The sequence below is a fragment of the Pseudomonas sp. JV241A genome (assembly GCF_900275665.1).
Taxonomy (GTDB): domain Bacteria; phylum Pseudomonadota; class Gammaproteobacteria; order Pseudomonadales; family Pseudomonadaceae; genus Aquipseudomonas; species Aquipseudomonas wadenswilerensis.
In genome coordinates this window covers 183336-208915 of record NZ_OPYO01000013.1, presented here as the reverse complement: position 1 = coordinate 208915, position 25580 = coordinate 183336, and the positions used below count along the sequence as shown (strand labels likewise).

Genomic DNA, 25580 nt, shown 5'->3' with positions numbered 1-25580 from the left:
CGGCAAGGGTTCAGCTGCGCTCGGGCTGGAAGCGCACGACAAAGCCCTTGAGCTTCTGCTGGCGGTTGATCACATCACGCAGGCGCTCGGCCTCGGCGCGCTCGATCAACGGCCCGACATACACCCGGTTCATGCCTTCAGCCGAACGGATATAGGCGTTGTAGCCCTGGCTGCGCAGGGTTTTCTGCAGGTTGTCGGCACTGGCGCGATTGGACAGGCTGGCCATCTGGATCGACCAGCTGACCGGCAGGCCGTTGGCGTCGATCTTGCCCGCCGCCGGCTTGGCCGCGGTGGCGACCGTGGCTGCCGGTTTGACTTCCACCTTGGCTGGCGCCGGCGCGGCCGGTTTTGCGGCGACGGCCGGTGCAGCCGGCGCTGGCGTCGGCGCAGGCGTGGCACTTGGCGCCGGGGTAATCGGCGTGCTCGGCGCCTGCAGCGGTGCAGTGGACTGCTCGACGATCACCGGCTCTTCAGGCAGTACCTGCGGCTCCGGGACTTGAACAGGTTCCACCTGCACTTGCGGCAGGGTTGGCGCGGCCGGTGCCTCGGGGGCTTCGACGCGCACCTGGCGCATTTCGTCTTCGCGGGAGAACAGCATCGGCAGGAAGATCACCGCCAGTGCCACCAGCACCAGCGCCCCGACCATGCGTTGCTTGACTACTTTATCCAGCAATGCCATTTGCCCCGTCCTCCGTGGCCTGCCGGTCGAGCCACTGCAAGGCTTCGCCGACACAGAAAAATGATCCGAACAGCAGGATTTCGTCATCTGCCGTTGCCTGCGCGCACTGCCCTTCCAGGGCAGCAGCGACACTGGCGTAAGACTGCACCACAGCGCCAAGGTTCGTCAGCGCCGCTTGCAGCTCGGCGACTGGCCGGCTGCGGGCGGTATCCAGCGGTGCCACGGCCCAGGCCTGAACCTGTTGCTGCAGCGGCTTGATCACACCCTCGAGGTCCTTGTCGGCGAGCAAACCGAACACCGCCAGGCGCTTGCCCTGCAGCGGCCGCGCGGCCAGGCGCTGAGCCAGGTACTCGGCAGCATGCGGGTTGTGCCCGACATCCATGAGGATAGTCAAAGGTTTGCCTTGCCAGGTGAAGGCCCGACGATCAAGGCGGCCGACCATGCGCGTGCTGCGCAGGGCCTCGGCGATTTGCCCGGCATCCCACGGCAGGTCGAGCAACAGATAGGCCTGCAGCGCAAGCGCGGCGTTTTCCATTGGCAGGTCGAGCAACGGCAAGTCCTGCAACTCGACCACCTCGCCGCGGGCATTGACCCCGCGCCATTGCCAGTACCGGTCGGTACTGGCCAGGTCGAAGTCGCGGCCGCGCAGGAACAGCGGGCTGTGCAGGGAACGGGCCTTGTCCAGCAACGGCTGTGGCGGATTGAGGTCGCCGCACAGGGCCGGCTTGCCCTCGCGGAAAATCCCGGCCTTCTCGAAAGCTACCAACTCGCGGGTATCACCCAGGTAGTCGCTATGGTCGACGCCGATGCTGGTGACCAGCGCCAGGTCGGCATCGACGATATTGACGGTATCCAGGCGCCCGCCCAGGCCGACTTCGAGCACTACGGCGTCCAGCGCCGCCTGCCTGAACAGCCAGAACGCCGCCAGGGTGCCGGCTTCGAAGTAGGTCAGGGAAATCTCGCCGCGGGCTGCCTCGACGGCAGCAAAGGCTTCGCACAGTTGCTCATCGCCAGCTTCAGCGCCGTTGATCTGCACCCGCTCGTTGTAACGCAGCAGGTGCGGCGAGCTGTAGACACCGACTTTGAGGCCCTGGGCGCGCAGCAACGCGGCCACGAAGGCACAGGTCGAACCCTTGCCATTGGTGCCGGTCACGGTGATTACCCGTGGCGCCGGCTGGCCCAGCCCGAGCCGCGCAGCGACCTGTTGCGAACGCTCCAGGCCCATGTCGATGGCCGTCGGATGCAACTGCTCGAGGTGGGCGAGCCAGTCGCCAAGGGTACGTTGGGTCATACGGTGGCAGGCGCCGGTGGAACGACGATCGGCTCGCTCACCGGAGCGACGAACGTCGGCGTCGGCAGGCCCATCATCTGTGCCAGCAAGTTGCCCAGGCGCTGACGCAGCTCCTGACGCGGGATGATCATGTCGATGGCGCCGTGCTCGAGGAGGAACTCGCTGCGCTGGAAGCCTTCTGGCAGCTTCTCGCGTACGGTCTGCTCGATCACGCGCGGGCCGGCGAAGCCGATCAGCGCCTTGGGCTCACCGACGATCACGTCGCCGAGCATCGCCAGGCTGGCGGAAACGCCGCCGTAGACCGGGTCGGTCAGTACCGAGATGAACGGGATGCCTTCCTCGCGCAGGCGCGCCAGTACCGCGGAGGTCTTGGCCATCTGCATCAGCGAGATCAGCGCTTCCTGCATGCGCGCACCACCGGAGGCCGAGAAGCAGACCATCGGGCAGCGGTTTTCCAGGGCATAGTTGGCCGCGCGGACGAAGCGCTCACCAACGATGGCGCCCATGGAACCACCCATGAAGGAGAATTCGAAGGCGCTGACCACGATCGGCATGCCCAGCAGGGTACCGCTCATGGAGATCAGCGCGTCTTTCTCGCCGGTCTGCTTCTGGGCGGCAGTCAGGCGGTCCTTGTACTTCTTGCCATCGCGGAATTTCAGGCGGTCGACCGGCTCCAGGTCGGCACCCAGCTCGGCGCGGCCTTCGGCATCGAGGAAGATGTCGATGCGTGCGCGAGCGCCAATACGCATGTGATGGTTGCACTTAGGGCAGACATCCAGGGTCTTTTCCAGCTCCGGACGATACAGCACGGCCTCGCAGGACGGGCACTTGTGCCACAGGCCTTCAGGGACCGAACTCTTCTTCACCTCGGAACGCATGATCGAAGGGATCAGTTTGTCTACTAACCAGTTGCTCATGCTTTCTTTCTCCAGTAACGGCGACCGGCAGGTTATGGCTGCCAGCTCGCGCGTATGCCCTTGAGCTCAATTCGTGTATGACGCGATGATGGTCCGGCTCCGGCACCCGCCTGCAGCGAGCCACCCCGATACCGCACCATCGTCAACCTGTAAGGGCGACGCCTGTGGCGTCACCCGGTAATTTCGACCGGCCCATGGGCGCGATCCGGCAGCACCGGGCTGCGAAAGCTATGGACGATGGCGCGCGGCCAGCCGTCACATCCGCAGCATGCCGCGATTTCACGCCTGCTTGACCGCGCGGATAAAAGCCTCGATCCGCGCCGGGTCCTTGATGCCCTTGGCCTGCTCCACTCCCCCGCTGACGTCCACCGCGTAAGGTCGCACCTGCTGGATGGCTTGCGCCACGTTATCAGGCGACAGGCCGCCGGCGAGGATGATCGGCTTGTTCAGGTGCGCAGGCACCAGCGACCAGTCGAAGGCCTCGCCGGTACCGCCTGGCACGCCTGCCACGTAGGTATCGAGAAGAATGCCGCTGGCACCGCTGTACAGCTTGCAGCTGGCCTCCAGGTCGTCGCCCGGGCGCACCCGCAACGCCTTGATCCATGGGCGGTTGTGACCTGCGCATTCGGCAGGGGTTTCATCGCCATGGAACTGCAGCAGGTCCAGTGGCACCGCCTCGAGGATTTCCGTCAGCTCGCAACGGCTGGCATTGACGAACAGGCCTACGGTGGTGACGAACGGCGGCAGTGCGGCGATGATCGCCCGCGCCTGCCGCACATCGACCGCCCGCGGGCTTTTGGCATAGAACACCAGGCCGATGGCATCGGCGCCCGCCTCGGCTGCGGCCAGCGCATCCTCGATGCGGGTAATGCCGCAGATTTTGCTGCGAACGGCGCTCATGACCTGTGAACCTCAGCAGAAAGCGGAAAGTCCCGGATGTTAGCAAATGGCTTGCGGGCCGTCAGCCCGTCAATGTCTCGTAGCCGGTAACGAAGTGTGGGCCAATGTAACGTTCGGGCAGTTCGAACTCGTCGTGGTACTCGACCTGCACCAGGTACAGCCCGTACGGATGCGCGGTAACCCCGCCGGCGCGCCGCTCGCGACTCTCCAGCACTTCTTTGGCCCACTCGATCGGACGATCGCCGGTGCCGATGGTCATCAGCACGCCGGCGATGTTGCGCACCATGTGGTGAAGGAAGGCGCTGGCGCGGATATCCAGGACGATCATCTTGCCGTGGCGGGTGACGCGCAGGTGATGGAGGTTCTTGATCGGCGACTTGGCCTGGCACTGACCAGCGCGGAAGGCGCTGAAGTCGTGGGTGCCGACCAGGTACTCGGCAGCCAGGGCCATGCGTTCGGCATCCAGCGGCCGGTGGTTCCAGGTCACCTCTTCGCCCAGGTGCGCCGGGCGGATCTGGTCGTTGTAGATCACGTAGCGGTAACGCCGGGCAATGGCCTTGAAGCGTGCATGGAAGTGCGCGGGCATTTCCTTGGCCCAGGACACGCTGATGTCATGCGGCAGGTTGATATTGGCGCCCATGGTCCAGCCCTTCATGCTGCGTACCGCCTGGGTGTCGAAATGCACCACCTGGCCGCAGGCATGCACGCCAGCATCGGTGCGCCCGGCACAGTGCAGGCTGACCGGCGAATCGGCCACCCGCGACAAGGCTTCCTCCAGGGTTTGCTGCACGCTCGCCACACCACTGGCCTGGCGCTGCCAGCCGCGGTAGCGCGAGCCTTTGTATTCAACGCCCAGGGCGATACGAAAGAAGCCTTCGGCCGCCATTTCAGCAGCCGCGTTATCAATGATTTCCAAGGGGATACAGCCTGTCGGTTTAGCAGATGGCGGGAATTATAACGACAACGGCAGCCACTGGGGCTGCCGTCGGCCATGCAAGAACTGAACTCAGACCAGGCGCGAGAGCAACTCGTCGGCTTCCTGGCGCTGGACATCGCTGCCGTCCTTGCGCACTTCGTCGAGGATATCGCGGGCGCCGTCATGGTCGCCCATGTCGATATAGGCCCGGGCCAGGTCGAGCTTGGTGGCCACTTCGTCGGCGCCGCCGAGGTAATCGAAGTCATCGTCCAGATCGTCGCTGACAGCGGCGTCCGCTTCGGTGAAGTGCGGCTCGATCGACGGCTGCTCAAGGCTTTGCGACAGTTTGTCGAGTTCGGCGTTGACGTCATCGAGCTCCGAGGCAAAGTGTTTGTCGGCCTCCGAGTCGTCCAGCGACAGCGACAGGTCGAAGTCTTCCGGCAGGTCCAGCTCGCTCAGCGGGTCGAACTCCGGCATGGCTTCGTCAAAGGCAGCCAGCTCGGCGGCGACGTCGACGCTTTCGCTGCTGGGCTGTGGCACAGGCTCGTCACCCGCAACGTCGAGGTCAAAATCGGCCAGGTCGTCCAGGGCCTGTTCAGGCTGTGCCAGATGCTCTTCCAGCAGGGCATCGAAGTCCGGCTGATCGGTGCCGGTTTCGCTCGCGGCTTCTGCGGCTTGCGGCTCTGCAACGGCCAGCGAAGGCTCGTCGAGCAGTGGCGGCTCGTCCAGCTCCAGGCCTTGCAGGTCATCTTCCAGGCTCAGGTCGAAGGCACTGTCCAGGTCGTCTTCAGGCAAAGCCTCAAGGTCAGCCAGCGGCTCTTCTACCACCGCTTCAGGCTCAACGACCGGCTCAGCCTCGAGCACAGGCTCGACTTCAGCGACTGGCTCGGCAGACGGCTCGTCCTGCAGCAGCTCCTGGACGTACTGGGCATCCAGCTCAGCCGCCAGCGCCGCAGCACTGACGCCTGCCGCAGCGACGGCCAGCATGGCCGGGAAGCGGTTCTTCAGGGCTTCGACGTCGGCATGGTTCTGGCCGGTGGCAATCAGCTGACGCTCGTGGCCGACAAAGGCATCACGGTCGCCCTGGCGGGCATAGACTTCCATCAGCTTCAGACGCAGGTCGCTACGCTCCGGCGCTGCGGCAACCGCAGGCTCGAGCAGCTCTGCAGCGTGATTGAGGCGGCCACGGGCAATGCTCAGCTCCGCTTCGTCGAGCACGGCGTCGCCGGTCGGTGCTGCTGGGCTAGCCGCCGGAGCGACCAGTGGCGCTGCAATCGGGCCTTGCACCGGCTCGCTTGGTGCAGGCTCCGGAGTTACCGGCGCCGGTTCTTCAGCAGGCAATGCGGCAGCTGTCGCGGCAGCGGCAGACGCGGCGACCACCGCCGGCGCCAGGGTCACGCTCGGCGGCGCCACGTCCAGGCCTTCAAAGCTGCTTGGCGGCAGGTCCAGGTCCGGAGCGCGATCACTCTCTTCGGCCAGGGCCCGGGCCATGCGCAGGTGTTTTTCCGCTTCCTGGGCGGCCTTGCGCTTGCGTGCCAGCAACAGCAGCAGAAGCAACAGCACCAACACCGCAGAGCCGGCGATCAGCGCCAGCAACAACGGGTTGCCGAGCAGATCGTCGAGCATCTTGTTCGCGTCGGTCGGTGCCTGTTCGGCGGCCGCAGGCTGCGCCGGGTCAACCGGTGCGGTATCGACCGCGGCCGGGGCTGGCGTGACCACAGGCTCGGCCGGTGCCGGGGCCGGCTGCAGTTCGGCGGAGAAGGCCGGTGGCTGGGCCGCGGGGGCTTCAGGGGCGACAGCGTCGGTGGCGCCCTGGGCTTCAAGCTTGGCCAACTGGTCGTTCTTCAGCGCGATCAGGCGCTGCAGCTTGTCCAGCTGGCTCTGCAGATCGGCCATGCGGCCTTTGAGCTCTTCGTTGTCACGACGGCTGGTGTCCAGGCTTTCCTGGGCCACGGCCAGCTTGTCGCTGAGCCCTTTGCTGCCCGCAGCGGCCTTGCTGCCGGGTGCGACCAGCTTGAGGTTGTCCTGGTTGGCGATGCGCGCCGGCGCCGCCTCGGTGCCGCTGCGCCGGGTGGCGTCGAGCTGGCGGGCACGCGGGCCCAGACGCCGGCCTTCGCGCCAGGCAGCGTACTGCTCGGCAACCTCGGTGACGGCCTGGGCCTGGGGAATACTGGCGATCTGCTGTTGATCAGGCAGACGCAGGACCTGGCCGGTTTTCAGCAGGTTGATGTTGCCGTTGATGAAGGCATCCGGGTTCAGCGCCTGGATGGCCAGCATGGTCTGCTGCACCGAGCCACCCTGACGGGCTTTCGAGGCGATTTCCCACAGGGTATCGCGACGCACGGTGGTGTAGTTGGCCGCCGTCACCGCAGGCGCAACGCCCGCCGGCGCCGGTTGCCCGGCCGGGGTGTTGAACTTGGCCGGATCGACCAGCACGCTGTAGTCGCGCAGCAGGCGCCCGCTCGGCCACATGACCTGAACCAGGAACTTGACCATCGGCGCCGGCAGCGGCTGGCTCGAAGTCACCCGCAACACGCTTTTGCCGTTGGGGTTGATCACCGTGGTGAAGGTCAGGTCATTGAGAAACGCCTGGCGCTCGACACCGGCCTTGGCGAACTCTTCGGGCGGCGCCAGGCTCGGCGCCACTTCGGCCGCCGTCAGATCGCGGACATCGAGCAGTTCGATCTCGGCATCCAGGGGCTGATTCTGCGCTGACTTCAAGGTCAGCTCGCCCAACCCGAGGGCATGCGCCATACCGGACGACAGCGCCGACGCCGCGGCTATTGCTAAGACCAGTTTGCGAATTCGAAGCATGACCTCTTCCTTTGAATGAACCTTCCCCGGCAACCGAGAGCAAGTGGGGCAAATTGTCGGCAAGTATCTTTTACACAAGGCCTTTTATCAACAATTGCGCCAGCTGTACCGCATTCAGGGCCGCGCCTTTGCGCACATTGTCGGTGGTCAGCCAGAAGTTGAGCTGCTCAGCCTCGTCGATTCCACCGCGTACCCGTCCAACATAGACCACGTCCTGACCCACTGCGTCACCCACCGGCGTCGGATAATCACCCTCCTCCACCAGTTCGATGCTGTCAGCGGCTTCCAGCGCAGCGTTGACCGCCGCCAGGTCGACCGGCGTGCGGCTTTGCACGGACACACTGTAGCTATCGCCGAAAAACACCGGGACTTGAACGCAGGTCACGGAAATCTTCAGTGAAGGCAAGCCAAGCACTTCGCGCAACTCGCTGACCAGGCGGCGCTCCAGGGTGCCATGGCCGTCGGCATCGCTGGCACCGACCTGAGCCAGCAGGTTGAAGGCCATCTGCCGGTCGAAGAAGCGCGGCTCCAGCGGGCGGGCGTTGAGCAGTTCGGCGGTCTGCCGGGCCAGCTCGTTGACCGCCTCGCGGCCCTGGGCGGAAACCGCCAGGCACGCGGTGACGTTGATGCGCTCAAGTTCCAGCAAGCCTTTGAGCGGCGCCAGGGTGACCGCCAGGGCAATCGCCGCGGCGCTCGGGCTGCTCACTTGCAGCGGCGCCTTGAGGCCGTCGAGCACTGCCGGGTTGGCTTCCGGTACCACCGCTGGCGCCTGCTCGGCCGGCAGGCCGCCGGACAGGTCGATCACCGCACAACCGACTGCCTGGGCCCGCGGCGCGAAGCTGCGGGTCACCGCCGGGCCGGCGGCAAAGAAAGCCAGCTTGACCTTGCTGAAGTCGAAGCTGTCGACTTCGCGCACGCGCAGGCTCTTGCTGCGAAACATCACGCCGCTGCCCGCCGATTCGTTGCTGGCCAGCAGGTGCAGGGTGCCGACCGGGAAATCGCATTCATCCAGAATTTGTACAAGGGTTTCACCGACAGTACCGGTGGCACCGATGACGGCGATATCAATAGGCTGGCTCATGGGAAAATCCTCTGCTGGAACGGCGGGAGCGGCACTTTACTTGGATTTCGTCTTGCAGTCTTGTGCCTGCTGCTACTGGCGCTGCTTATGCAGCCCATCGCTGGCAAGCCAGCTCCCACAAGGGTCTGTACAAACCGAACCCTGTGGGAGCTGGCTTGCCAGCGATGCTTTGAGGGCCAACAAAAAAGCCCGTGCTGTTTCCAGCACGGGCTTCAGTTCAACGCTGCGTAGCGATCAACGCTCCAGCAGGATCCGCAGCATGCGCCGCAGCGGCTCGGCCGCGCCCCACAGCAGCTGGTCACCGACGGTGAAGGCGCCCAGGTACTGGGAACCCATGTTCAGCTTGCGCAGACGACCGACCGGGATGTTCAGGGTACCGGTGACGTTGGTCGGGCTCAGCTCCTGCATGCTGATTTCACGCTGGTTCGGCACCAGTTTCACCCAAGGGTTGTGCTGGCTGATCATGCCTTCGATGTCGGCGATCGGCACGTCCTTGTTCAGTTTGATGGTCAGCGCCTGGCTGTGGCAACGCATGGCGCCGATGCGCACGCAGATGCCGTCGACCGGAATCGGGCTCTTGAAGCGGCCGAGGATCTTGTTGGTCTCGGCCTGGGCCTTCCACTCTTCACGGCTCTGGCCGTTGGGCAGTTCCTTGTCGATCCACGGGATCAGGCTGCCGGCCAGCGGCACACCGAAGTTCTCGGTCGGGTAGGCTTCGCTGCGCATGGCCTCGGCGACCTTGCGGTCGATGTCGAGGATGGCGCTGGCCGGGTTGGCCAGGTCATCGGCGACGGCGGCGTGGGTGGCGCCCATCTGGCGGATCAGCTCACGCATGTTCTGCGCGCCGGCGCCGGAGGCGGCCTGGTAGGTCATGGCGCTCATCCACTCGACCAGGCCCGCTTCGAACAGGCCGCCCAGGCCCATCAGCATCAGGCTGACGGTGCAGTTGCCGCCGATGTAGTTCTTGGTACCGGCGTCGAGCTGCTGGTCGATGACCTTGCGGTTGACCGGGTCGAGGACGATGACCGCGTCATCCTGCATGCGCAGGCTCGAGGCGGCGTCGATCCAGTAGCCCTGCCAGCCGGCTTCGCGCAGCTTGGGGAAGACTTCGTTGGTGTAGTCGCCGCCCTGACAGGTCAGGATCACATCGAGGGTCTTGAGCTCTTCAATGCTGTAAGCGTCCTTGAGCGGAGCAATATCCTTGCCCACTGCCGGACCCTGGCCACCGACGTTGGAGGTGGTGAAGAACACCGGCTCGATAAGATCAAAATCCTGCTCTTCCAGCATCCGCTGCATGAGCACGGAACCGACCATACCGCGCCAACCGATCAGACCTACACGTTTCATCGCAACTACACCTTTGCTAAAAAGTGGGCCGCTGCTTCACAAGGAAAAACAGCAGCGGGCCCGAGAGATTACAGATTCCGCAGCGCTGCGACTACTGCGTCGCCCATTTCCTGCGTACCTACCTTGCTGCAACCGTGCGACCAGATGTCGCCGGTGCGCAGCCCCTGATCCAACACCAGGCTGACGGCCTTTTCAATGGCTTCGGCTGCCGCCTGCTGGTTGAAGCTGTAACGCAGCATCATCGACACCGAAAGTATGGTCGCCAGCGGGTTGGCAATGCCCTGGCCGGCGATGTCCGGTGCCGAGCCGTGGCAAGGCTCGTACATGCCCTTGTTGTCGGCATCCAGCGACGCTGATGGCAGCATGCCAATGGAGCCGGTGAGCATGGAAGCTTCATCCGACAGGATGTCGCCGAACATGTTGTCGGTGACCATCACGTCGAACTGCTTGGGCGCACGCACCAGTTGCATGGCGGCGTTGTCGACGTACATGTGGCTGAGCTCGACGTCCGGGTAATCCTTGGCCACTTCCTCGACGATCTCGCGCCACAGCTGGCTGGAGGCCAGGACGTTGGCCTTGTCGACCGAGCAGAGCTTCTTGCCGCGCACGCGGGCCATGTCGAAACCGACCCGGGCGATACGGCGGATTTCGCTCTCGCTGTATGGCAAGGTGTCGTAGGCCTGACGCTCGCCGCCTGCCAGCTCACGGGTGCCGCGTGGCGCGCCGAAGTAGATGCCGCCGGTCAGTTCGCGAACGATGAGGATATCCAGGCCGGCGACAATTTCCGGTTTCAGCGACGAAGCGTCGGCCAGTTGCGGGTAGAGGATCGCCGGGCGCAGGTTGGCGAACAGGCCCAGTTGCGAACGGATCTTCAGCAGGCCGCGCTCGGGGCGAATGTCGCGCTCGATCTTGTCCCATTTCGGCCCGCCAACGGCGCCGAGCAGCACGGCGTCGGCCTTGCGTGCACGTTCCAGAGTTTCGTCGGCCAGCGGCACGCCGTGCTTGTCGATGGCGGCGCCACCGATCACATCGTGCTCCAGGCTGAAGCCGAGCTGGAACTTGTCGTTGGCCAGTTCCAGAACCTTGACCGCCTCGGCCATGATTTCCGGACCAATGCCATCACCTGGAAGAATCAGAATCTGCTTGCTCATGCTTTCCTCTATTCAATTCAAGCGGCACGCCCTGTTGGCCTGCCGGAAAAAACCTAGCGTTCGGCCCAGAGCACCACGACATCGGTGCTGAACGAGCCGTCGGCTTCAATCTGGTAATACTGCCGTACTTCTTCGCCCATCGCCTGCTGCAATTGGCGGATGGCGCCGCGCATCACTTCGGGGGTGCGCATGCGCTCGACCCAGGAGCTGTACTCCAGGCGCAGGCGCTGGCGGCTGTGGCTGCGGGTGAAGAGGCCGGCTTCGCTGACCTGCTGCAGCCATTCGCTGGCCGAATAATCGCGCACATGGCTGGTGTCGCGCAGCACCTCGACGCTCTGCAGGTAGGTGTCGAGCAAAGGGCTGCCCGGCGACATCACGTCGATGAAGGCCGCCACACCACCCGGCTTGAGCACCCGCTTCACTTCCCGAAGCGCCAGGCCCAGGTCGCTCCAGTGGTGCGCCGAGTAGCGGCTGAAGACGAAATCGAACGAAGCATCGGCGAACGGCAACCGCTCGGCGGCGCCACGCTCGGTGACAATGTTCTCAAACCCGCGCTCGGCGGCAGCCGCGGCGACCACGTCGAGCATCTGCTGCGACAGGTCGTAGGCCACCACTTCACGCACCAGCGGGGCAACATGGAAACTCACATGGCCGGCGCCACAGCCAAGGTCCAGCAGGCGTGCACGGCCTTGGCCGGCAAGCTCTGCCTGCAACAGGGCAAATTCACTGCCCTGGGCATGCACGGCGCTGCTCAGGTAAGCGCTGGCCTGCTCGCCGAACTGGCGCTGGACGACGTCCTTATGGGTGGTGCTGGTCATTGCGATCTCCTTGGCCTCATCGCTGGCAACGCCAGCTCCCACACAGGCTGTGGTGCTCACAGCACCTGTGGGAGCCGGTCTTGCCGGCGATGGCGTCAGCCGGTTCACCGTATTAGTCAGACGTCACGAAACAACCAGGGCTGGCTAGCCCGATGCTTGGCTTCAAAGGCGGCAATCGCCTCGCCATCCTGCAAAGTCAGGCCGATGTCATCCAGGCCGTTGAGCAGGCAGTGCTTGCGAAACGCGTCGATCTCGAAGCTCAGCACCTTGCCGTCAGGACGGGTCACGGTCTGCGCCTGCAAGTCCACATTCAACTGGTAGCCAGGCTCGGCTTCGACCTGCTTGAACAGCTCATCGACCTCTTGCTCGCTGAGGATGATCGGCAACAAGCCGTTCTTGAAGCTGTTGTTGAAGAAGATGTCGGCATAGCTCGGCGCGATGATGCTGCGAAAGCCGTATTCTTCCAGGGCCCAGGGCGCATGCTCGCGGCTCGAACCACAACCGAAGTTCTCACGGGCGAGCAATACGCTGGCACCCTGGTAACGCGCATGGTTCAAGACGAAGTCCGGGTTCTGCGGGCGCTTGCTGTTGTCCTGATACGGCTGGCCGACATCCAGGTAGCGCCACTCATCGAACAGGTTGGGGCCAAAGCCCGTGCGCTTGATCGACTTCAAAAACTGCTTGGGAATGATCTGGTCGGTGTCGACGTTGGCACGGTCCAATGGCGCGACAAGGCCGGTGTGCTGGGTAAAGGCTTTCATGCTGCGCTCCCTTGGATCAACTCACGTACATCGACAAAACGACCAGTAACGGCAGCGGCGGCGGCCATGGCCGGGCTCACCAGGTGGGTACGGCCACCGGCGCCCTGACGCCCTTCAAAGTTGCGGTTGGAGGTGGAGGCGCAATGCTCGCCACTCTCCAGGCGGTCGGGGTTCATCGCCAGGCACATCGAGCAACCCGGTTCACGCCACTCAAAGCCCGCTTCGAGGAAAATCTTGTCCAGGCCTTCTTTTTCGGCCTGGGCTTTGACCAGACCCGAGCCCGGCACCACGATCGCCTGTTTGATGGTCGCGGCAACCTTGCGGCCCTTGGCGATTTCGGCGGCGGCGCGCAGGTCTTCGATGCGCGAGTTGGTGCAGGAGCCGATGAACACCCGGTCAAGCTGGATGTCGGTGATCGCCTGGTTGGCGCTCAAGCCCATGTACTTCAAGGCGCGTTCGATGGAGCCACGCTTGACCAGGTCGGCTTCGGCAGCCGGGTCCGGGACACGCTGGTCAACCGCCAGGACCATTTCCGGCGAAGTGCCCCAGCTGACCTGCGGCTTGATCTGCGCGGCGTCCAGCTCGATCACCGTGTCGAACACCGCGTCGGCATCGGACACCAGGTCTTTCCAGGTTTCGACCGCTTGTGCCCACTGCTCGCCTTTCGGCGCGTAAGGGCGGCCCTTGACGTACTCGACGGTTTTTTCATCGGTGGCCACCAGGCCAACCCGGGCACCGGCTTCGATGGACATGTTGCAGATGGTCATGCGGCCTTCGACCGACAACTCGCGAATGGCGCTGCCAGCGAATTCCATGGCATGGCCGTTGCCGCCAGCGGTGCCGATCTTGCCGATCACGGCGAGGACGATGTCCTTGGCAGTGACGCCGAACGGCAGTCTGCCTTCGACGCGCACCAGCATGTTCTTCATCTTCTTGGCCACCAGGCACTGGGTAGCGAGCACGTGCTCTACCTCGGAGGTGCCGATACCATGGGCCAGGGCGCCGAAGGCACCGTGGGTCGAGGTATGCGAGTCGCCGCAGACCACGGTCATGCCGGGCAAGGTCGCACCCTGCTCCGGGCCGATGACGTGGACGATGCCCTGACGCACGTCATTCATCTTGAATTCGACGATGCCATACTCGTCGCAGTTTTCATCGAGGGTCTGAACCTGCAAACGCGAGACCTGGTCGACAATGGCGTCGATACCGCCCTTGCGCTCCGGAGTGGTCGGCACGTTGTGATCAGGCGTGGCGATGTTGGCATCGATGCGCCAGGGTTTGCGATTGGCCAGGCGCAGGCCTTCGAAGGCTTGCGGCGACGTCACTTCGTGGATGATGTGACGGTCGATGTAGATCAGCGCCGAACCATCGTCGCGCTGCTTGACCAAATGCGAATCCCAGAGCTTGTCGTAAAGCGTTTTGCCGGCCATCAGACTGTTCCTCATCAGCGTCTTTCTATGCCAATAACCCCTTGGCTTGTACGGGCGATGCTATGCCGGTAGATTGAATAACTCAAATTCATAATTTTTATGCTTTGGATAACCAAAAGGAATTCGAGTAGTGGATCTGGCCAATCTCAATGCCTTTATTGCAATCGCCGAGACCGGCAGCTTTTCCGGGGCTGGCGAACGCCTGCACCTGACCCAACCTGCAATCAGCAAACGCATCGCCGGCCTTGAGCAGCAACTGGATGTGCGTCTGTTCGACCGCCTGGGCCGCGAGGTCAACCTGACCGAGGCCGGACGCGCCCTGCTGCCGCGTGCCTACCAGATCCTCAATGTACTGGACGACACCCGCCGGGCCCTGACCAACCTCACCGGTGAAGTCAGCGGGCGCCTGACCCTGGCCACCAGTCATCACATCGGCCTGCACCGCCTGCCGCCACTATTAAGGGCGTTTACCCGCCAGTACCCGGCCGTGGCCCTGGACATCCAGTTTCTCGATTCAGAAGTAGCCTACGAAGAAATCCTCCATGGCCGAGCGGAAATCGCCGTAATCACTCTGGCTCCGGAGCCGCATCATCTGGTGCGCGCCATACCGGTGTGGGACGACCCCCTGGATTTCGTCGCCGCCCCCGAACACCCACTGGCACGCAAAGGCGCGGTCAGCCTGGCAGACATCGCCCACCATCCGGCGGTTTTTCCCGGCGGTAACACCTTCACACATCATATTGTTCAGCGCCTGTTCGAAGCCCAGGGCCTGACGCCGAACATCGCCATGAGCACCAACTATCTGGAAACCATCAAGATGATGGTCTCTATCGGCCTGGCATGGAGCGTGCTGCCACGTACTATGCTCGATGAGCAGGTTGCGCCCATCGCCTTGCCGGGCATACAGCTGTCGCGCCAGCTAGGCTACATTCTGCACACCGAACGAACGCTGTCGAATGCCGCCAGGGCCTTTATGGCATTGCTCGACAGCCATGCAAGCCCCTTGAACCAATGAGGTAGCACCCGGGCAAACCTGCCCGCTCAAGGACGCGTTATCTGCCAAAGGTCTGGTATCGATGCCCAAATCAGTAAACCGTTTTCCGCGCATGCCCCGAATCCATGCGGCGGACCCCCAGGAGTCGGAGCAAACCTGGGAAAACGCCCCGCAACTGCTGGCGGCGCTCAACGGTGCGCGCCTGGGCGCCTGGTTCTGGGATGTCGAGACCGGGCAGATCAGCTGGTCGCGCGGTACCCAGGCACTGTTTGGCTTTGATCCGCACCAGCCGTTGCCCAATGACCTGGACTACCTCGAACTGGTACCCATCGAAGACCGCCCCCGCGCCCTGCAAGCGTTTCACGCAGTGATAAACGGCGAGCCGGTCGAACAGGCCCTGCGCCATCGCATCCGCTGGCCCGACGGCAGCCTGCACTGGCTGGAAATCAACGGCAGCATGACCCAGGACCGCAACGGCCGGCGACAGATGGTCGGGGTGATCCGCGAGATCACCCGCCAGCGCGAACGGGAAGCGGCGCTGATCAACTCGGAAAAGCGCTTTGCCACCCTCTTCCACCTGAGCCCCAACGTCATCCTGCTGACCCGCCGCGCCGACGGCATGATCTATGAGGTCAACCAGCACTTCGAGAACATCCTTGGCTGGCCCGGCCACCAGATCATCAACAAGAGCACCCTGGAGCTGGGCCTGTGGGTCCATCCGCAGCAACGTAACCAGGTGCTGGCGGCGACCAGCGGCACCAGCGGCCCGGTGACCCTCGAAGTGCAGTTTCGCGGCAGCAGCGGCGAAATTCACGACGGCATCCTCTGTACCCAGAACATCGAACTGGAAGGCACCGCCTACCTGCTCAGCACCTTCGTCGACACCAGCGAGCGCAAACACGCCGAACAGGCGCTCAAGGACAGCCAGGAACGCCTGGACCTGGCCCTGGACTCAGCGCAGCTGGGCACCTGGGACTGGCACATCCCCAGCGGCATGCTTTACGGCTCGGCGCGTGCGGCCGAGTTGCACGGCCTTGAGCCAGCACCCTTTCACGAATCCTTCGAGGCGTTTTTCGAAGGCGTGCCGGAAATGGAACGCAGCACTATGCGCCAGGCCTATCGCAGCCTGCGCGAAGGCCCGGCCGGCAATTACCAGATCACCTACCGCATCCAGCTCGAAGACGGTACCTCGCGCTACATCGAAAGCCGCGCGCGGCTGTACCGCGACGAACAGGGCAACCCGCTGCGCATGGCCGGCACCCTGCTGGACATCACCGAACAGGTCGAGCGTGAACAACGCCTGACCAGCTCCGAAGAAAAGTTCGCCAGCCTGTTCCAGGCCAGCCCCGACCCGATCTGCGTAACCCGCCAGGACAGCGGCCAGTTCATCGAGATCAACCCGGCCTTTACCCAGGTGTTTGGCTGGAGCGCCGAGCAGGTGCTGGGCAACACCGCCGAAGAGATCGGCCTGTGGGCCGAGTCCGCCGAACGCGCCCGGCGCATTGAACGGGTGATCCGCGACCAGGCGCTGAACAACGTCGCCGTGGTGGTCAACCACAAGGACGGCCAGCCACTGACCTGCGTGATATCCAGTCGCCTGATCAAGGTCGACGACCACCCCTGCAGCGTCACCACCCTGCGCGACATCACCCAGCAGCAGCGTGCCGAAGCGGCGCTCAAGGCCAGCGAAGAAAAGTTCGCCAAGGCGTTCCATTCCAGCCCCGACGCCATCACCATCACCGAGCGCGACAGCGGCCGCTACCTGGAAGTCAACGACGGCTTCTGCCGCCTGACCGGCTACAGCGCCGCCGAAGTGATCGGCCAGACCGTGCACGACATTGGCATCTGGGCCGACGACAAACAACGCGCGGCGCTGCTCAGCGAGTTCCAGGAAAAAGGCCGCGTGCATCACCGGGAAATGCTCGGGCGCAACAAGCGCGGCGACATCCTGACCGTCGAGGTGTCGATCGAGCCGATCAACCTCAATGAAACCGAGTGCCTGCTGCTCACTGCCCGCGATGTCAGCCAGTTGAAGAACGCCCAGGCGCAGATCCGCCACCTGGCCTACCACGACCCGCTGACCAACCTGCCCAACCGCGCCCTGCTGATGGACCGCCTGAGTCAGCAGATCGCCCTGCTCAAGCGCCATAACCTGCGTGGCGCCCTGCTGTTTCTCGACCTCGATCACTTCAAGCACATCAACGATTCCCTCGGCCATCCAGTCGGGGACACGGTGCTGAAGATCATCACCGCGCGCCTGGAAGCCAGCGTACGCCTGGAAGACACCGTCGCGCGCCTGGGTGGTGACGAGTTCGTGGTGCTGCTCAGCGGCCTGGAAGGCAGCCGCGAGGAAGTCACGGAGAAAGTCCGCGAACTGGCCGATACCCTGCGCGAACTGCTGGCCGAGCCCATGTCCCTCGACGGCCAGCGCCTGCAGGTGACGCCGAGCATCGGCGTGGCGCTGATCCCCGACCACGGCTCGACCCCGGCCGACTTGCTCAAACGTGCGGATATCGCCCTGTATCGGGCCAAGGATTCCGGGCGCAACACCACGCAAATGTTCCACACCACCATGCAAAAGGCCGCCAGCGAGCGTTTGCGCATGGAAAACGACCTGCGCCTGGCCCTGGCCCGCGGCGAACTCGCCCTGCACTTCCAGCCCCAGGTCGACGCCCGCGACAACCGCATCGTCGGTGCCGAAGTGCTGTTGCGCTGGCACCACCCGCAACTGGGCCAGCAGCCGCCGGCGCAGTTCATTCAGGTGCTGGAAGAAAGCGGGCTGATACTGGAAGTTGGCAGCTGGATCCTCGACGAAGCCTGCGATGCCTGTGCCGGCATGCTGCGCGACGGCCTGATCGACCCGGACGACTTCAGCCTGTGCGTGAACATCAGCCCACGGCAGTTCCGCCAGAACGACTTCGTCGAACGGGTGATGCGCAGCCTCGACGACTTCCGCCTGCCGCACAAGATCCTCAAGCTGGAAATCACCGAAGGCATCGTCATCCAGAACCTGGAAGACACCATCAGCAAAATGCGCGAGCTCAAGGCCTATGGCGTGAGCTTTGCCATGGATGATTTTGGTACCGGTTACTCCTCGCTGACCTACCTCAAACGCCTGCCGGTGGATGCCCTGAAGATCGACCAATCATTCGTCCGCGATGCTCCGATAGACCCCAACGACGCCGAAATCGTCCGCGCCATCGTCGCCATGGCCCGCAGCCTGGACCTGACGGTGATCGCCGAAGGGGTGGAGTTGTCGGAGCAGCTGGAGTTTCTTGAGCGACTGGGGTGCTATTTGTACCAGGGGTACCTGCATAGCCGGCCGTTGCCGCTGGGGGAGTTTCGGGCAATGTTGCTTGAGGCGCCGGCGGATCATTGATCGACTGGTGCATCTAAGGGCGGGGGGGAAATGAATCCAGCAGGCTCAGCCAACTGGACGCTGCATTGGCTTCAGGCAAGTGGTGACCTGAGCAATTGGCAGTCAGCGATAATTGAACAGGCTGCCGAGGCCAAAAAGGCGATCGAGCGCCTATTGCCCGCTCCTGCTCTGGACATTCTGGTTCAATCTCTGCCGGGCCAAGTCATTCCCGAAGTCGGCCTTATGGGATATGCCTATCGCCACAACCTGTTTTCACTGACGGTGGACCCAAAGAATCCCAATTTTGCTTGCAGCCTGAACAACGGCACATTGCTGCGCCAGATCATCCACGAAACGCATCATTGCCTGCGCATGGCCGGGCCGGGATATGGGCACACCCTGGGCGAAGCGCTGGTGAGCGAGGGCCTAGCGGGGCGTTTTGTCAGCTACCTGCTTGGCAGCGAGCCAGAGCCCTGGGAGCGCGCTATTGGCTTGCCGGACCTCCTTGCAGCCCCTCCAGACAACAGCCAGCTGGCAAGGCGTGATTACGATCACGCTGCATGGTTCTTTGGCACTAACAGAGTTTTCCCGCGTTGGCTGGGGTACAGCCTTGGGTACCAACTGGCTGATCATTGGCTTACGCAGTCACCTGCCGTAAGTGGTGAAGAATGGATATCAGTTGCTGCGGATACTGTAATTGCCGCTGGCATTCGAGCAGGGTTGGTTATCAAACCGTAGGGCGCGCGGCCCAACGACTCGACTTGCCCCGCAATAGCGTCCTGCCTGCCACATCGCATCGCGGGGCAAGCCCGCCCCCACAAGGGCAACGCGAATTGTGCTCTTGATCTTGATCTGCTTGTGATCTCGATCTACCGGCCCCGTTAACCAGAAGGGCCGAGTGGAGGTGTTGCGAAGGGGCTAGTGCGCAGCACCTTCGGCGTTAGCCGAAGTTGCGAAACGTAGAGTTGCTTGCAACTCGTAGTTCGCAATGCCCCGTAGCGACACCGGAGCGAGGGAACCCGAAGCGCAGCGTAGGGCCCCTGGTGGGGCGAGAATTTTTGCTTACTTTTTTTTCGACTGAAAAAAGTAAGCCGCCGTAAGGGCGGAAAGGTGACTCAGCACCACCAAAACAACCGGATCAACTCCAAAATCTCAGAGCCAAAAAAAGGGTGCCCGAAGGCACCCTTTCCTAAACAAACAACAATCAATTCAGAGCAGGCTTGCCATCCCCATTGATCGGAATCCGCTTGGCCTTGGCCTCTTCCGGCACAATCCTCAGCAGATCGATGCTGAGCAGCCCATTAGCCAGACCAGCCGCCTTGACCTCGATATGGTCAGCCAACCGGAACGACAACTTGAACGCCCGCTGGGCAATGCCCTGATGCAGATAGGTAACGCTTTCAGCGTTGCTGTCACGCTTGCCGCCAGTCACGGTCAAGACGCCTTTTTCCACCTGCAGGTCCAGATCCTGCTCCTGGAAACCTGCCGCAGCAACGACGATTCGATAGTGGTCATCGCCATGTTTTTCAACGTTGTAGGGAGGGTAGCTGCTACCCGCCTCATTACGCGCCGCAGATTCGAACAGGTCATTGAAACGGTCGAAACCCACGGAATGACGGAACAGTGGAGCCAGAGAAAAAGCAGTAGTCATGATGCATCTCCTGAAAATCAGCGAGGTTGTGTAGTAGCGCGACCCGACTTCGGCATCGCGTACTCCCTAGATAAGGACCCTCGCCTGCTTTTCAAGCAACCCTGTAAAAATTTTTTCAGGCCGCCTCGCTGACTGGCACACCGATCAACTGCCCGACCCGATCGCAGTCGGTTTCCCGGCGCAATTCGGTGAACAGCGCCACCGCCTCGGGGTAGGTGCGGGTCAGCATCGCCACCCATTGCTTCAAGCGCCCCGGCGCCTGGCGCGGGGTCATCTGCGCCCGGGCCTGACCCCAGAAGTCCTGGATCAGCGGCAGCAGGCTCTGCCAGTCCATGGGCACGAACTCGACGCCATCGCGTTCGGCGGCAATCTGCCGGGCAAGGTCCGGGCGCGAAACCAGGCCACGCCCCAGCATGATGTCTTCGACGCCGCTGACTTCGCGGCAACGCCGCCAGTCTTCCAGGGTCCAGACCTCGCCGTTGGCATACACCGGCACCTTGACCACGTCCTGCACCCGCGCCACCCACTCCCAATGGGCGGGCGGCTTGTAGCCGTCGACCTTGGTTCGCGCGTGCACCACCAATTGCTCGGCGCCACCTTCGGCCAGGGCCAGGGCGCAGTCCAGGGCGCCGTCGGGGCTGTCGAAGCCCAGGCGCATCTTGGCCGTCACCGGGATATGCGCAGGAACTGCGCGACGCACTTCTCGCAAGATGGCGTGCAGCAACTCAGGCTCTTTGAGCAGCACCGCACCGCCACGCGACTTGTTCACGGTCTTGGCCGGGCAGCCGAAGTTGAGGTCGATCACCGGCGCGCCCAGTTCACAGGCCAGCACCGCGTTTTCGGCCAGGCACACCGGGTCGGAGCCCAGCAATTGCACACGTAACGGCACTCCGGCAGCGGTCTGGGCGCCCTGGCTCAGCTCCGGCGCGAGCTTTTCGAAGGTGGCCGCCGGCAACAAGCGGTCGCAGACCCGAATGAACTCGGTGACACACCAGTCGATGCCGCCCACCTGGGTCAGTACGTCGCGAAGAATGTCGTCGACCAGCCCCTCCATCGGGGCCAGGGCAATTTGCATGGGTTGCATCTCGGCTGGAAAAGGCCGGCAGTCTAGCAAAATCCGCGGCCTACAGCGCTCCGGCCATCAGCGCCGGCCCATAGCCGTCGATGAACTCACCCGGCATGCGCTTGGGCCGCCCTGTGGATAACTCGATGCAGACGAAGGTGGTTTGCGCACGCAGCAAGGTGGTGCCGTCGCTGGGACGAACCAGCTGGAAGCGCCGGGTCATTTTCAGCCGCTGGTCCCAGTCGACGATCCAGGTTGCCAGTTGCAACTCGTCGTCTTCGTAGGCAGCGGCCAGGTAGTCGATTTCGTGGCGGACCACGGCCATGGCCCGGTCCAGGCGCCGGTACTCGGTCAGGTCCAGGCCCAGGCGCTGGGAGTGGCGCCAGGCGCAGCGCTCCAGCCAGGTGACGTAAACCGCGTTGTTGGCGTGGCCGAGGCCGTCGATGTCGTCGGCAGCGACCCGCAGGTCGATGATGAACGGTGTTGCCAGGTCCCAACTCATGCCCGCTCCAGATCCGTGGTGAACGGGCAGAGTGTACCGGATGCTCAGGCCGATTGCCGCGCCGGTGAACTGCTGCGTTGCAGCAGTGCCAGCACCCCTTCGCGCAGTTGCGGGTCGGCCAGCACCCGCAGATGGCCGCCGTCGGGCAGGCGCAGCAGGCGGCTGTCGAACCAGGCACGGTGGATAGCGTCTGATTCGTCTACCGGTACCAGTTGGTCGTCCTCGGCATGCACGATCAAGCCGGGCAGCTCCAGTTGGTAGCCGCTGACATCCAGGCGGGAAATCTGCACGCCGACATCGCGTTCAATCTGACGGATGAACGCCGCCCGCGCCCGCGCCGGCATGCCCAGGTGGCGAGCGAAACCGCGGATAACGCCAAGCAACTGCGCCGGTGCGGCGATGCTCACCGCCACTTCGGCGCGCAGGCCCCACTGCAAGGCCAGGAGCATGCTGGCGCCACCCATGGAATGGCCAACCACAGCCTTGAGCGGCGGCAGTTCGGCGGCGGCTTCCAGCAAGGCACGGGCGAACAGCACCACGTTGGCTTCGTTGCCCGGTGAGTGGCCATGGGCCGGGCCTTCCAGGGCCACGGCGGTGTAACCGGCGTCGACCAGGCTGTCGATCAGGTGGGCGAACTGGGTCGGGCGCCCTTCCCAACCGTGCATCAGCAGCACGGTCGGGCCTTGGCCCCAGCGCAGTGCCGAGAGGCCGAAACGCAAGGTGATGCGCTCGGCGCGGGCCAGCAGCGGCAGTTCCCAGTCCCGCGGCGGCCGGTTGCGCGGGGTCATGAAGGCGCGGCGCATCTTGCGCGCGACATGCTCTGGCGCCAAATGCCCAAGGGTGCCGTTAACGCTACGAATCCAGCTCAAGGTATTCATCGCTTCGCTCCGGTGGATATCGCGTGGTTCAGACAACCGCCGATTTGGCGGCGCGCAGAATGCGGTCAGACAGCTCGTCAGTGCCCAGGGCCCGGGCCAGGGCCAGGCCACCGATCATCAGGGCCATGTCGGCCAGGACCTTGTCGGCGTCTTCGGGGCTGTCGGCGAGATTGGCCATCATCAGTTCGATGTGTTCGGCCAGCACCTCACGGAAGGCCTCCGGCAGGCGCGCCAGTTCGCCCAGCGAGGTGGGCAGCGGGCAGGCGCGCTCAGTGGCGTCGCGGTGCTTGCGGGAAAGATAGAAGGCGGCAACCAGGGCACGACGCTCTTCACCCGTCATGTTCGGGTCGACTTCGGCGAGCAACGCCCGACGCTCGCCCAGCAACTGGCGAAACGCTTCGAGCATCAGCGCGTCCTTGCTGTCGAAATGGGCGTAGAAGCCACCGACGGTAAGGCCGGCCGCGCCCATCACCTGATTGACGCTAGGCTCGGCCGGACCGTGCTGAATCAGCGCACTGCAGGCTGCATCGAGAATCCGCTCGCGGGTTTTCGCCTTTTTGTCGTTCATGCTTGCCTCCAAATATTATGGTTAGAATATTATTCTCATAATATTTTTGGCAAGCAGAAAATGCTGCCGCTTGTCGCGTCAGGCAAGGAAGGGATGGGAAAAGTTTTTTTCGAGACAAAAACAAAAGGCTCATTCAATAATCGAATGAGCCTTGAAATCCCACAAAGTGGGTAAAATGGCGTCCCCTAGGGGACTCGAACCCCTGTTACCGCCGTGAAAGGGCGGTGTCCTAGGCCACTAGACGAAGGGGACTTGTAACCTTCGTGCAGATCCGTTTTCACGAATCCTGGCAAAATTGGTGGAGCTAAGCGGGATCGAACCGCTGACCTCCTGCATGCCATGCAGGCGCTCTCCCAGCTGAGCTATAGCCCCAGATTTCTAGCCTCGCGGCCCAGCGACTTCTTTCGATGTCGCTTGTGTAAAACTGGCGTCCCCTAGGGGACTCGAACCCCTGTTACCGCCGTGAAAGGGCGGTGTCCTAGGCCACTAGACGAAGGGGACGAACCTTCTTACCTTACCAACCCGGTCGCTGGAACCCGGTTGATTTCGCAGTCAGTCTAACTGACTACGAATCGGAATTTGGTGGAGCTAAGCGGGATCGAACCGCTGACCTCCTGCATGCCATGCAGGCGCTCTCCCAGCTGAGCTATAGCCCCACAATGTCGCTTTGAACTGAACCGCTTGGCTGGGTGCTTCGCGTTTCGTTTTCGTTCATCGCTGTGGACGGGGCGCATATTAAGATCGGATGGCGAACCTGTCAAATATATTTTCAACAAAATTCAAAAAAAATTTCCGAGATAACAAACACTTACCGCCCAGAACCGGGAAACACCCCGATTTTACTGGGGTGAAACCCCATGAGAGCCGGCCTTGCCGGCGATGCAGACACCGCGCAATCACGAGCACCGCGCTGATGCCATCGCCGGCAAGGCCGGCTCCCACAGGGGAAGGAAAGCAATCAGGCGATGGTGCCCAAGAGCTTTTCCCACTCCTTGTTTTCTTTCTTCGACACACCACCGAGCAGGTCCAGGGCCTGGCGCAGGCGGTAGCGGGTCAGGTCCGGGCCAAGGATTTCCATGGCATCGAGCACCGAGACCGAGCTGGCCTGGCCGGTAATCGCAGCAAACATCAGCGGCATGGCATCACGCAACTTCAGTTCCAGGGCTTCGACCACCGCCTGGATGCATCCGGTGATGCGGTCTTTTTCCCACTGACGCAGGCTTTCGAGCTTCCACAGGATCAGCTGGATGACCTGGCGCACCTGGTCGGCCGAAAGCTTCTTGCTTTCGAACAGCTTGGCATCGAGCTTGAGGCCACCCTCAAAGAAGAAGCCCCCCAACGGTACGACCTGGCTGAAGGTCTCTACCCTGCCCTGCACATGCGGCGCGATCTGCATCATGTAGTCGCTGTTGAATGCCCACTTCTGCAGGCGTGCAGCGAACTCTTCCACCGGCAGCTCGCGCAGCCACTGGCCGTTGAGCCACGACAGCTTCTCGATATCGAAGATCGGCCCGCCGAGGGAAACGCGCGACAGGTCGAAGTGCTCGACCATCTCGGCCAGGGAGAACTTCTCGCGCTCGTCCGGCATCGACCAGCCCATGCGACCCAGGTAGTTGAGCATGGCTTCCGGCATGAAACCCATGCGCTCGTAGAAGGTCACCGAGGTCGGGTTCTTGCGCTTGGACAGCTTGCTCTTGTCCGGGTTACGCAGCAGCGGCATGTAGCACAGGGTCGGTTGTTCCCAGCCGAAGTACTCGTACAGCTTGATCAGCTTGGGCGCCGACGGTAGCCACTCTTCGCCGCGCAGCACATGGGTGATGCCCATCAGATGGTCATCGACGACGTTGGCCAGGAAGTAGGTCGGCAGGCCGTCGGTCTTCATCAAGACCTGCATGTCCATGCGGTCCCACGGGATCTCGACGTCGCCACGGAGCATGTCCGGGACCACGCAGACGCCTTCGCTCGGCACTTTCATGCGGATCACGTGCGGCTCGCCAGCGGCCAGGCGGCGCTGTACTTCTTCAGCCGACAGCAGCAAGGCGCGACCGTCGTAGCGCGGGGTTTCGCCACGGGCCATCTGTTCGGCACGCATCTGGTCCAGCTCTTCGGCGGTGCAGAAGCACGGGAAGGCGTGACCGAGGTCGACCAGCTGCTGGGCATACTGCTTGTAGATATCGCCCCGCTCGCTCTGCCGGTAAGGGCCGTGCGGGCCGCCGACGTCCGGACCTTCGCTCCACTCGATACCGAGCCAGCGCAGGGCGTCGAAGATCTGCTGTTCCGACTCGCGGGTCGAGCGCAGCTGGTCGGTATCTTCGATACGCAGGATGAACTCGCCGCCGTGCTGCTTGGCAAAGCAGTAGTTGAACAAGGCGATGTAAGCGGTGCCGACGTGGGGATCGCCAGTAGGCGAAGGCGCGATACGCGTGCGAACGGTGGTCATGGACAGTCTCGAACTAGAGAT

The 25580-nt window shown here is 63.2% G+C and carries 21 protein-coding genes and 4 tRNA genes; 3 read left to right on the top strand and 22 right to left on the bottom strand.

The annotated features are described in order from the left end of the window. Positions 1-10: 10 nt before the first annotated feature. From JV241A_RS07650 to leuC, 12 genes are all read right to left on the bottom strand, one after another. Entirely contained in the window at positions 11-679 is a 669-nt protein-coding gene (locus JV241A_RS07650) for an SPOR domain-containing protein (RefSeq protein WP_134061819.1), read from the bottom strand. Beyond that, entirely contained in the window at positions 663-1970 is a 1308-nt protein-coding gene (folC, locus tag JV241A_RS07645) for a bifunctional tetrahydrofolate synthase/dihydrofolate synthase (protein WP_134061817.1), read from the bottom strand. The genes JV241A_RS07650 and folC overlap by 17 nt, the downstream gene beginning before the upstream one ends. Then, positions 1967-2887 (bottom strand): acetyl-CoA carboxylase, carboxyltransferase subunit beta, encoded by a 921-nt coding sequence (gene accD, locus JV241A_RS07640; protein WP_115085988.1) that lies wholly within the window; start codon positions 2885-2887, stop codon positions 1967-1969. The genes folC and accD overlap by 4 nt, the downstream gene beginning before the upstream one ends. Before the next feature lie 279 nt (positions 2888-3166). Beyond that, complete coding sequence (locus JV241A_RS07635) at positions 3167-3787, bottom strand: phosphoribosylanthranilate isomerase (protein WP_134061815.1); 621 nt, start codon at positions 3785-3787, stop codon at positions 3167-3169. Positions 3788-3848: 61 nt separating this feature from the next. Beyond that, positions 3849-4673, bottom strand: coding sequence for a tRNA pseudouridine(38-40) synthase TruA (truA, locus tag JV241A_RS07630; protein WP_166675668.1), 825 nt, complete (start codon positions 4671-4673; stop codon positions 3849-3851). 120 nt (positions 4674-4793) lie between these two features. Then, positions 4794-7517, bottom strand: coding sequence for a FimV/HubP family polar landmark protein (locus tag JV241A_RS07625; protein WP_134061813.1), 2724 nt, complete (start codon positions 7515-7517; stop codon positions 4794-4796). Positions 7518-7587: 70 nt separating this feature from the next. Next, complete coding sequence (locus tag JV241A_RS07620) at positions 7588-8598, bottom strand: aspartate-semialdehyde dehydrogenase (protein ID WP_134061810.1); 1011 nt, start codon at positions 8596-8598, stop codon at positions 7588-7590. Between the two features lie 234 nt (positions 8599-8832). After that, entirely contained in the window at positions 8833-9945 is a 1113-nt protein-coding gene (asd, locus tag JV241A_RS07615) for an aspartate-semialdehyde dehydrogenase (protein WP_010223256.1), read from the bottom strand. A 68-nt stretch (positions 9946-10013) separates the two neighbouring features. After that, positions 10014-11096, bottom strand: coding sequence for a 3-isopropylmalate dehydrogenase (gene leuB / locus JV241A_RS07610; protein WP_115085983.1), 1083 nt, complete (start codon positions 11094-11096; stop codon positions 10014-10016). A 53-nt stretch (positions 11097-11149) separates the two neighbouring features. Then, complete coding sequence (locus JV241A_RS07605) at positions 11150-11914, bottom strand: class I SAM-dependent methyltransferase (RefSeq protein ID WP_115085982.1); 765 nt, start codon at positions 11912-11914, stop codon at positions 11150-11152. Positions 11915-12030: 116 nt separating this feature from the next. After that, a complete protein-coding gene (gene leuD, locus JV241A_RS07600; RefSeq protein WP_115085981.1) occupies positions 12031-12675 on the bottom strand; it encodes a 3-isopropylmalate dehydratase small subunit in 645 nt (214 codons plus the stop codon). After that, positions 12672-14105: a 3-isopropylmalate dehydratase large subunit gene (gene leuC / locus JV241A_RS07595; RefSeq protein ID WP_134061808.1), complete on the bottom strand. Its 1434-nt coding sequence runs from the start codon at positions 14103-14105 to the stop codon at positions 12672-12674. Before leuC ends, leuD begins: the two co-directional genes overlap by 4 nt. A 130-nt stretch (positions 14106-14235) precedes the next feature. On the opposite strand from leuC, the gene JV241A_RS07590 reads away from it, so the two are divergent. From JV241A_RS07590 to JV241A_RS07580, 3 genes are all read left to right on the top strand, one after another. Further along, the gene (locus tag JV241A_RS07590; RefSeq protein ID WP_134061806.1) at positions 14236-15120 is read left to right on the top strand and encodes a LysR family transcriptional regulator; all 885 of its coding nucleotides are present in this window, start codon (positions 14236-14238) and stop codon (positions 15118-15120) included. Positions 15121-15181: 61 nt separating this feature from the next. Further along, positions 15182-18478 (top strand): PAS domain S-box protein, encoded by a 3297-nt coding sequence (locus JV241A_RS07585; protein ID WP_134061804.1) that lies wholly within the window; start codon positions 15182-15184, stop codon positions 18476-18478. 30 nt (positions 18479-18508) lie between these two features. Next, a complete protein-coding gene (locus JV241A_RS07580) occupies positions 18509-19195 on the top strand; it encodes a DUF2268 domain-containing putative Zn-dependent protease (RefSeq protein WP_134061802.1) in 687 nt (228 codons plus the stop codon). A 466-nt stretch (positions 19196-19661) separates the two neighbouring features. Here the strand turns inward: JV241A_RS07580 and JV241A_RS07575 are convergent, their stop codons facing one another. The 10 genes from JV241A_RS07575 to gltX form a co-directional block, all read right to left on the bottom strand. Next, positions 19662-20108 carry an Hsp20 family protein gene (locus JV241A_RS07575; RefSeq protein ID WP_010223248.1) on the bottom strand — a complete coding sequence of 149 codons (447 nt, stop codon included), beginning with the start codon at positions 20106-20108 and terminating at the stop codon, positions 19662-19664. 115 nt (positions 20109-20223) lie between these two features. Next, a complete protein-coding gene (locus tag JV241A_RS07570) occupies positions 20224-21183 on the bottom strand; it encodes a tRNA-dihydrouridine synthase (protein WP_115085944.1) in 960 nt (319 codons plus the stop codon). 49 nt (positions 21184-21232) lie between these two features. After that, positions 21233-21673, bottom strand: a complete 441-nt coding sequence (locus JV241A_RS07565) for a thioesterase family protein (protein WP_134061800.1) — start codon at positions 21671-21673, stop codon at positions 21233-21235. Between the two features lie 44 nt (positions 21674-21717). Then, positions 21718-22551 (bottom strand): alpha/beta fold hydrolase, encoded by an 834-nt coding sequence (locus tag JV241A_RS07560; RefSeq protein ID WP_038994175.1) that lies wholly within the window; start codon positions 22549-22551, stop codon positions 21718-21720. Positions 22552-22579: 28 nt separating this feature from the next. Continuing rightward, complete coding sequence (locus JV241A_RS07555; protein WP_115085943.1) at positions 22580-23119, bottom strand: TetR/AcrR family transcriptional regulator; 540 nt, start codon at positions 23117-23119, stop codon at positions 22580-22582. Between the two features lie 176 nt (positions 23120-23295). Beyond that, positions 23296-23371, bottom strand: a tRNA-Glu gene (locus JV241A_RS07550). A 44-nt stretch (positions 23372-23415) separates the two neighbouring features. Beyond that, a tRNA-Ala gene (locus JV241A_RS07545) sits at positions 23416-23491 on the bottom strand. Positions 23492-23544: 53 nt separating this feature from the next. Next, a tRNA-Glu gene (locus JV241A_RS07540) sits at positions 23545-23620 on the bottom strand. 79 nt (positions 23621-23699) lie between these two features. Then, positions 23700-23775: transfer RNA gene (locus JV241A_RS07535), tRNA-Ala, on the bottom strand. A gap of 302 nt (positions 23776-24077) precedes the next feature. Continuing rightward, positions 24078-25559, bottom strand: coding sequence for a glutamate--tRNA ligase (gene gltX, locus JV241A_RS07530; protein ID WP_115085942.1), 1482 nt, complete (start codon positions 25557-25559; stop codon positions 24078-24080). Between the last annotated feature and the right edge of the window lie 21 nt (positions 25560-25580).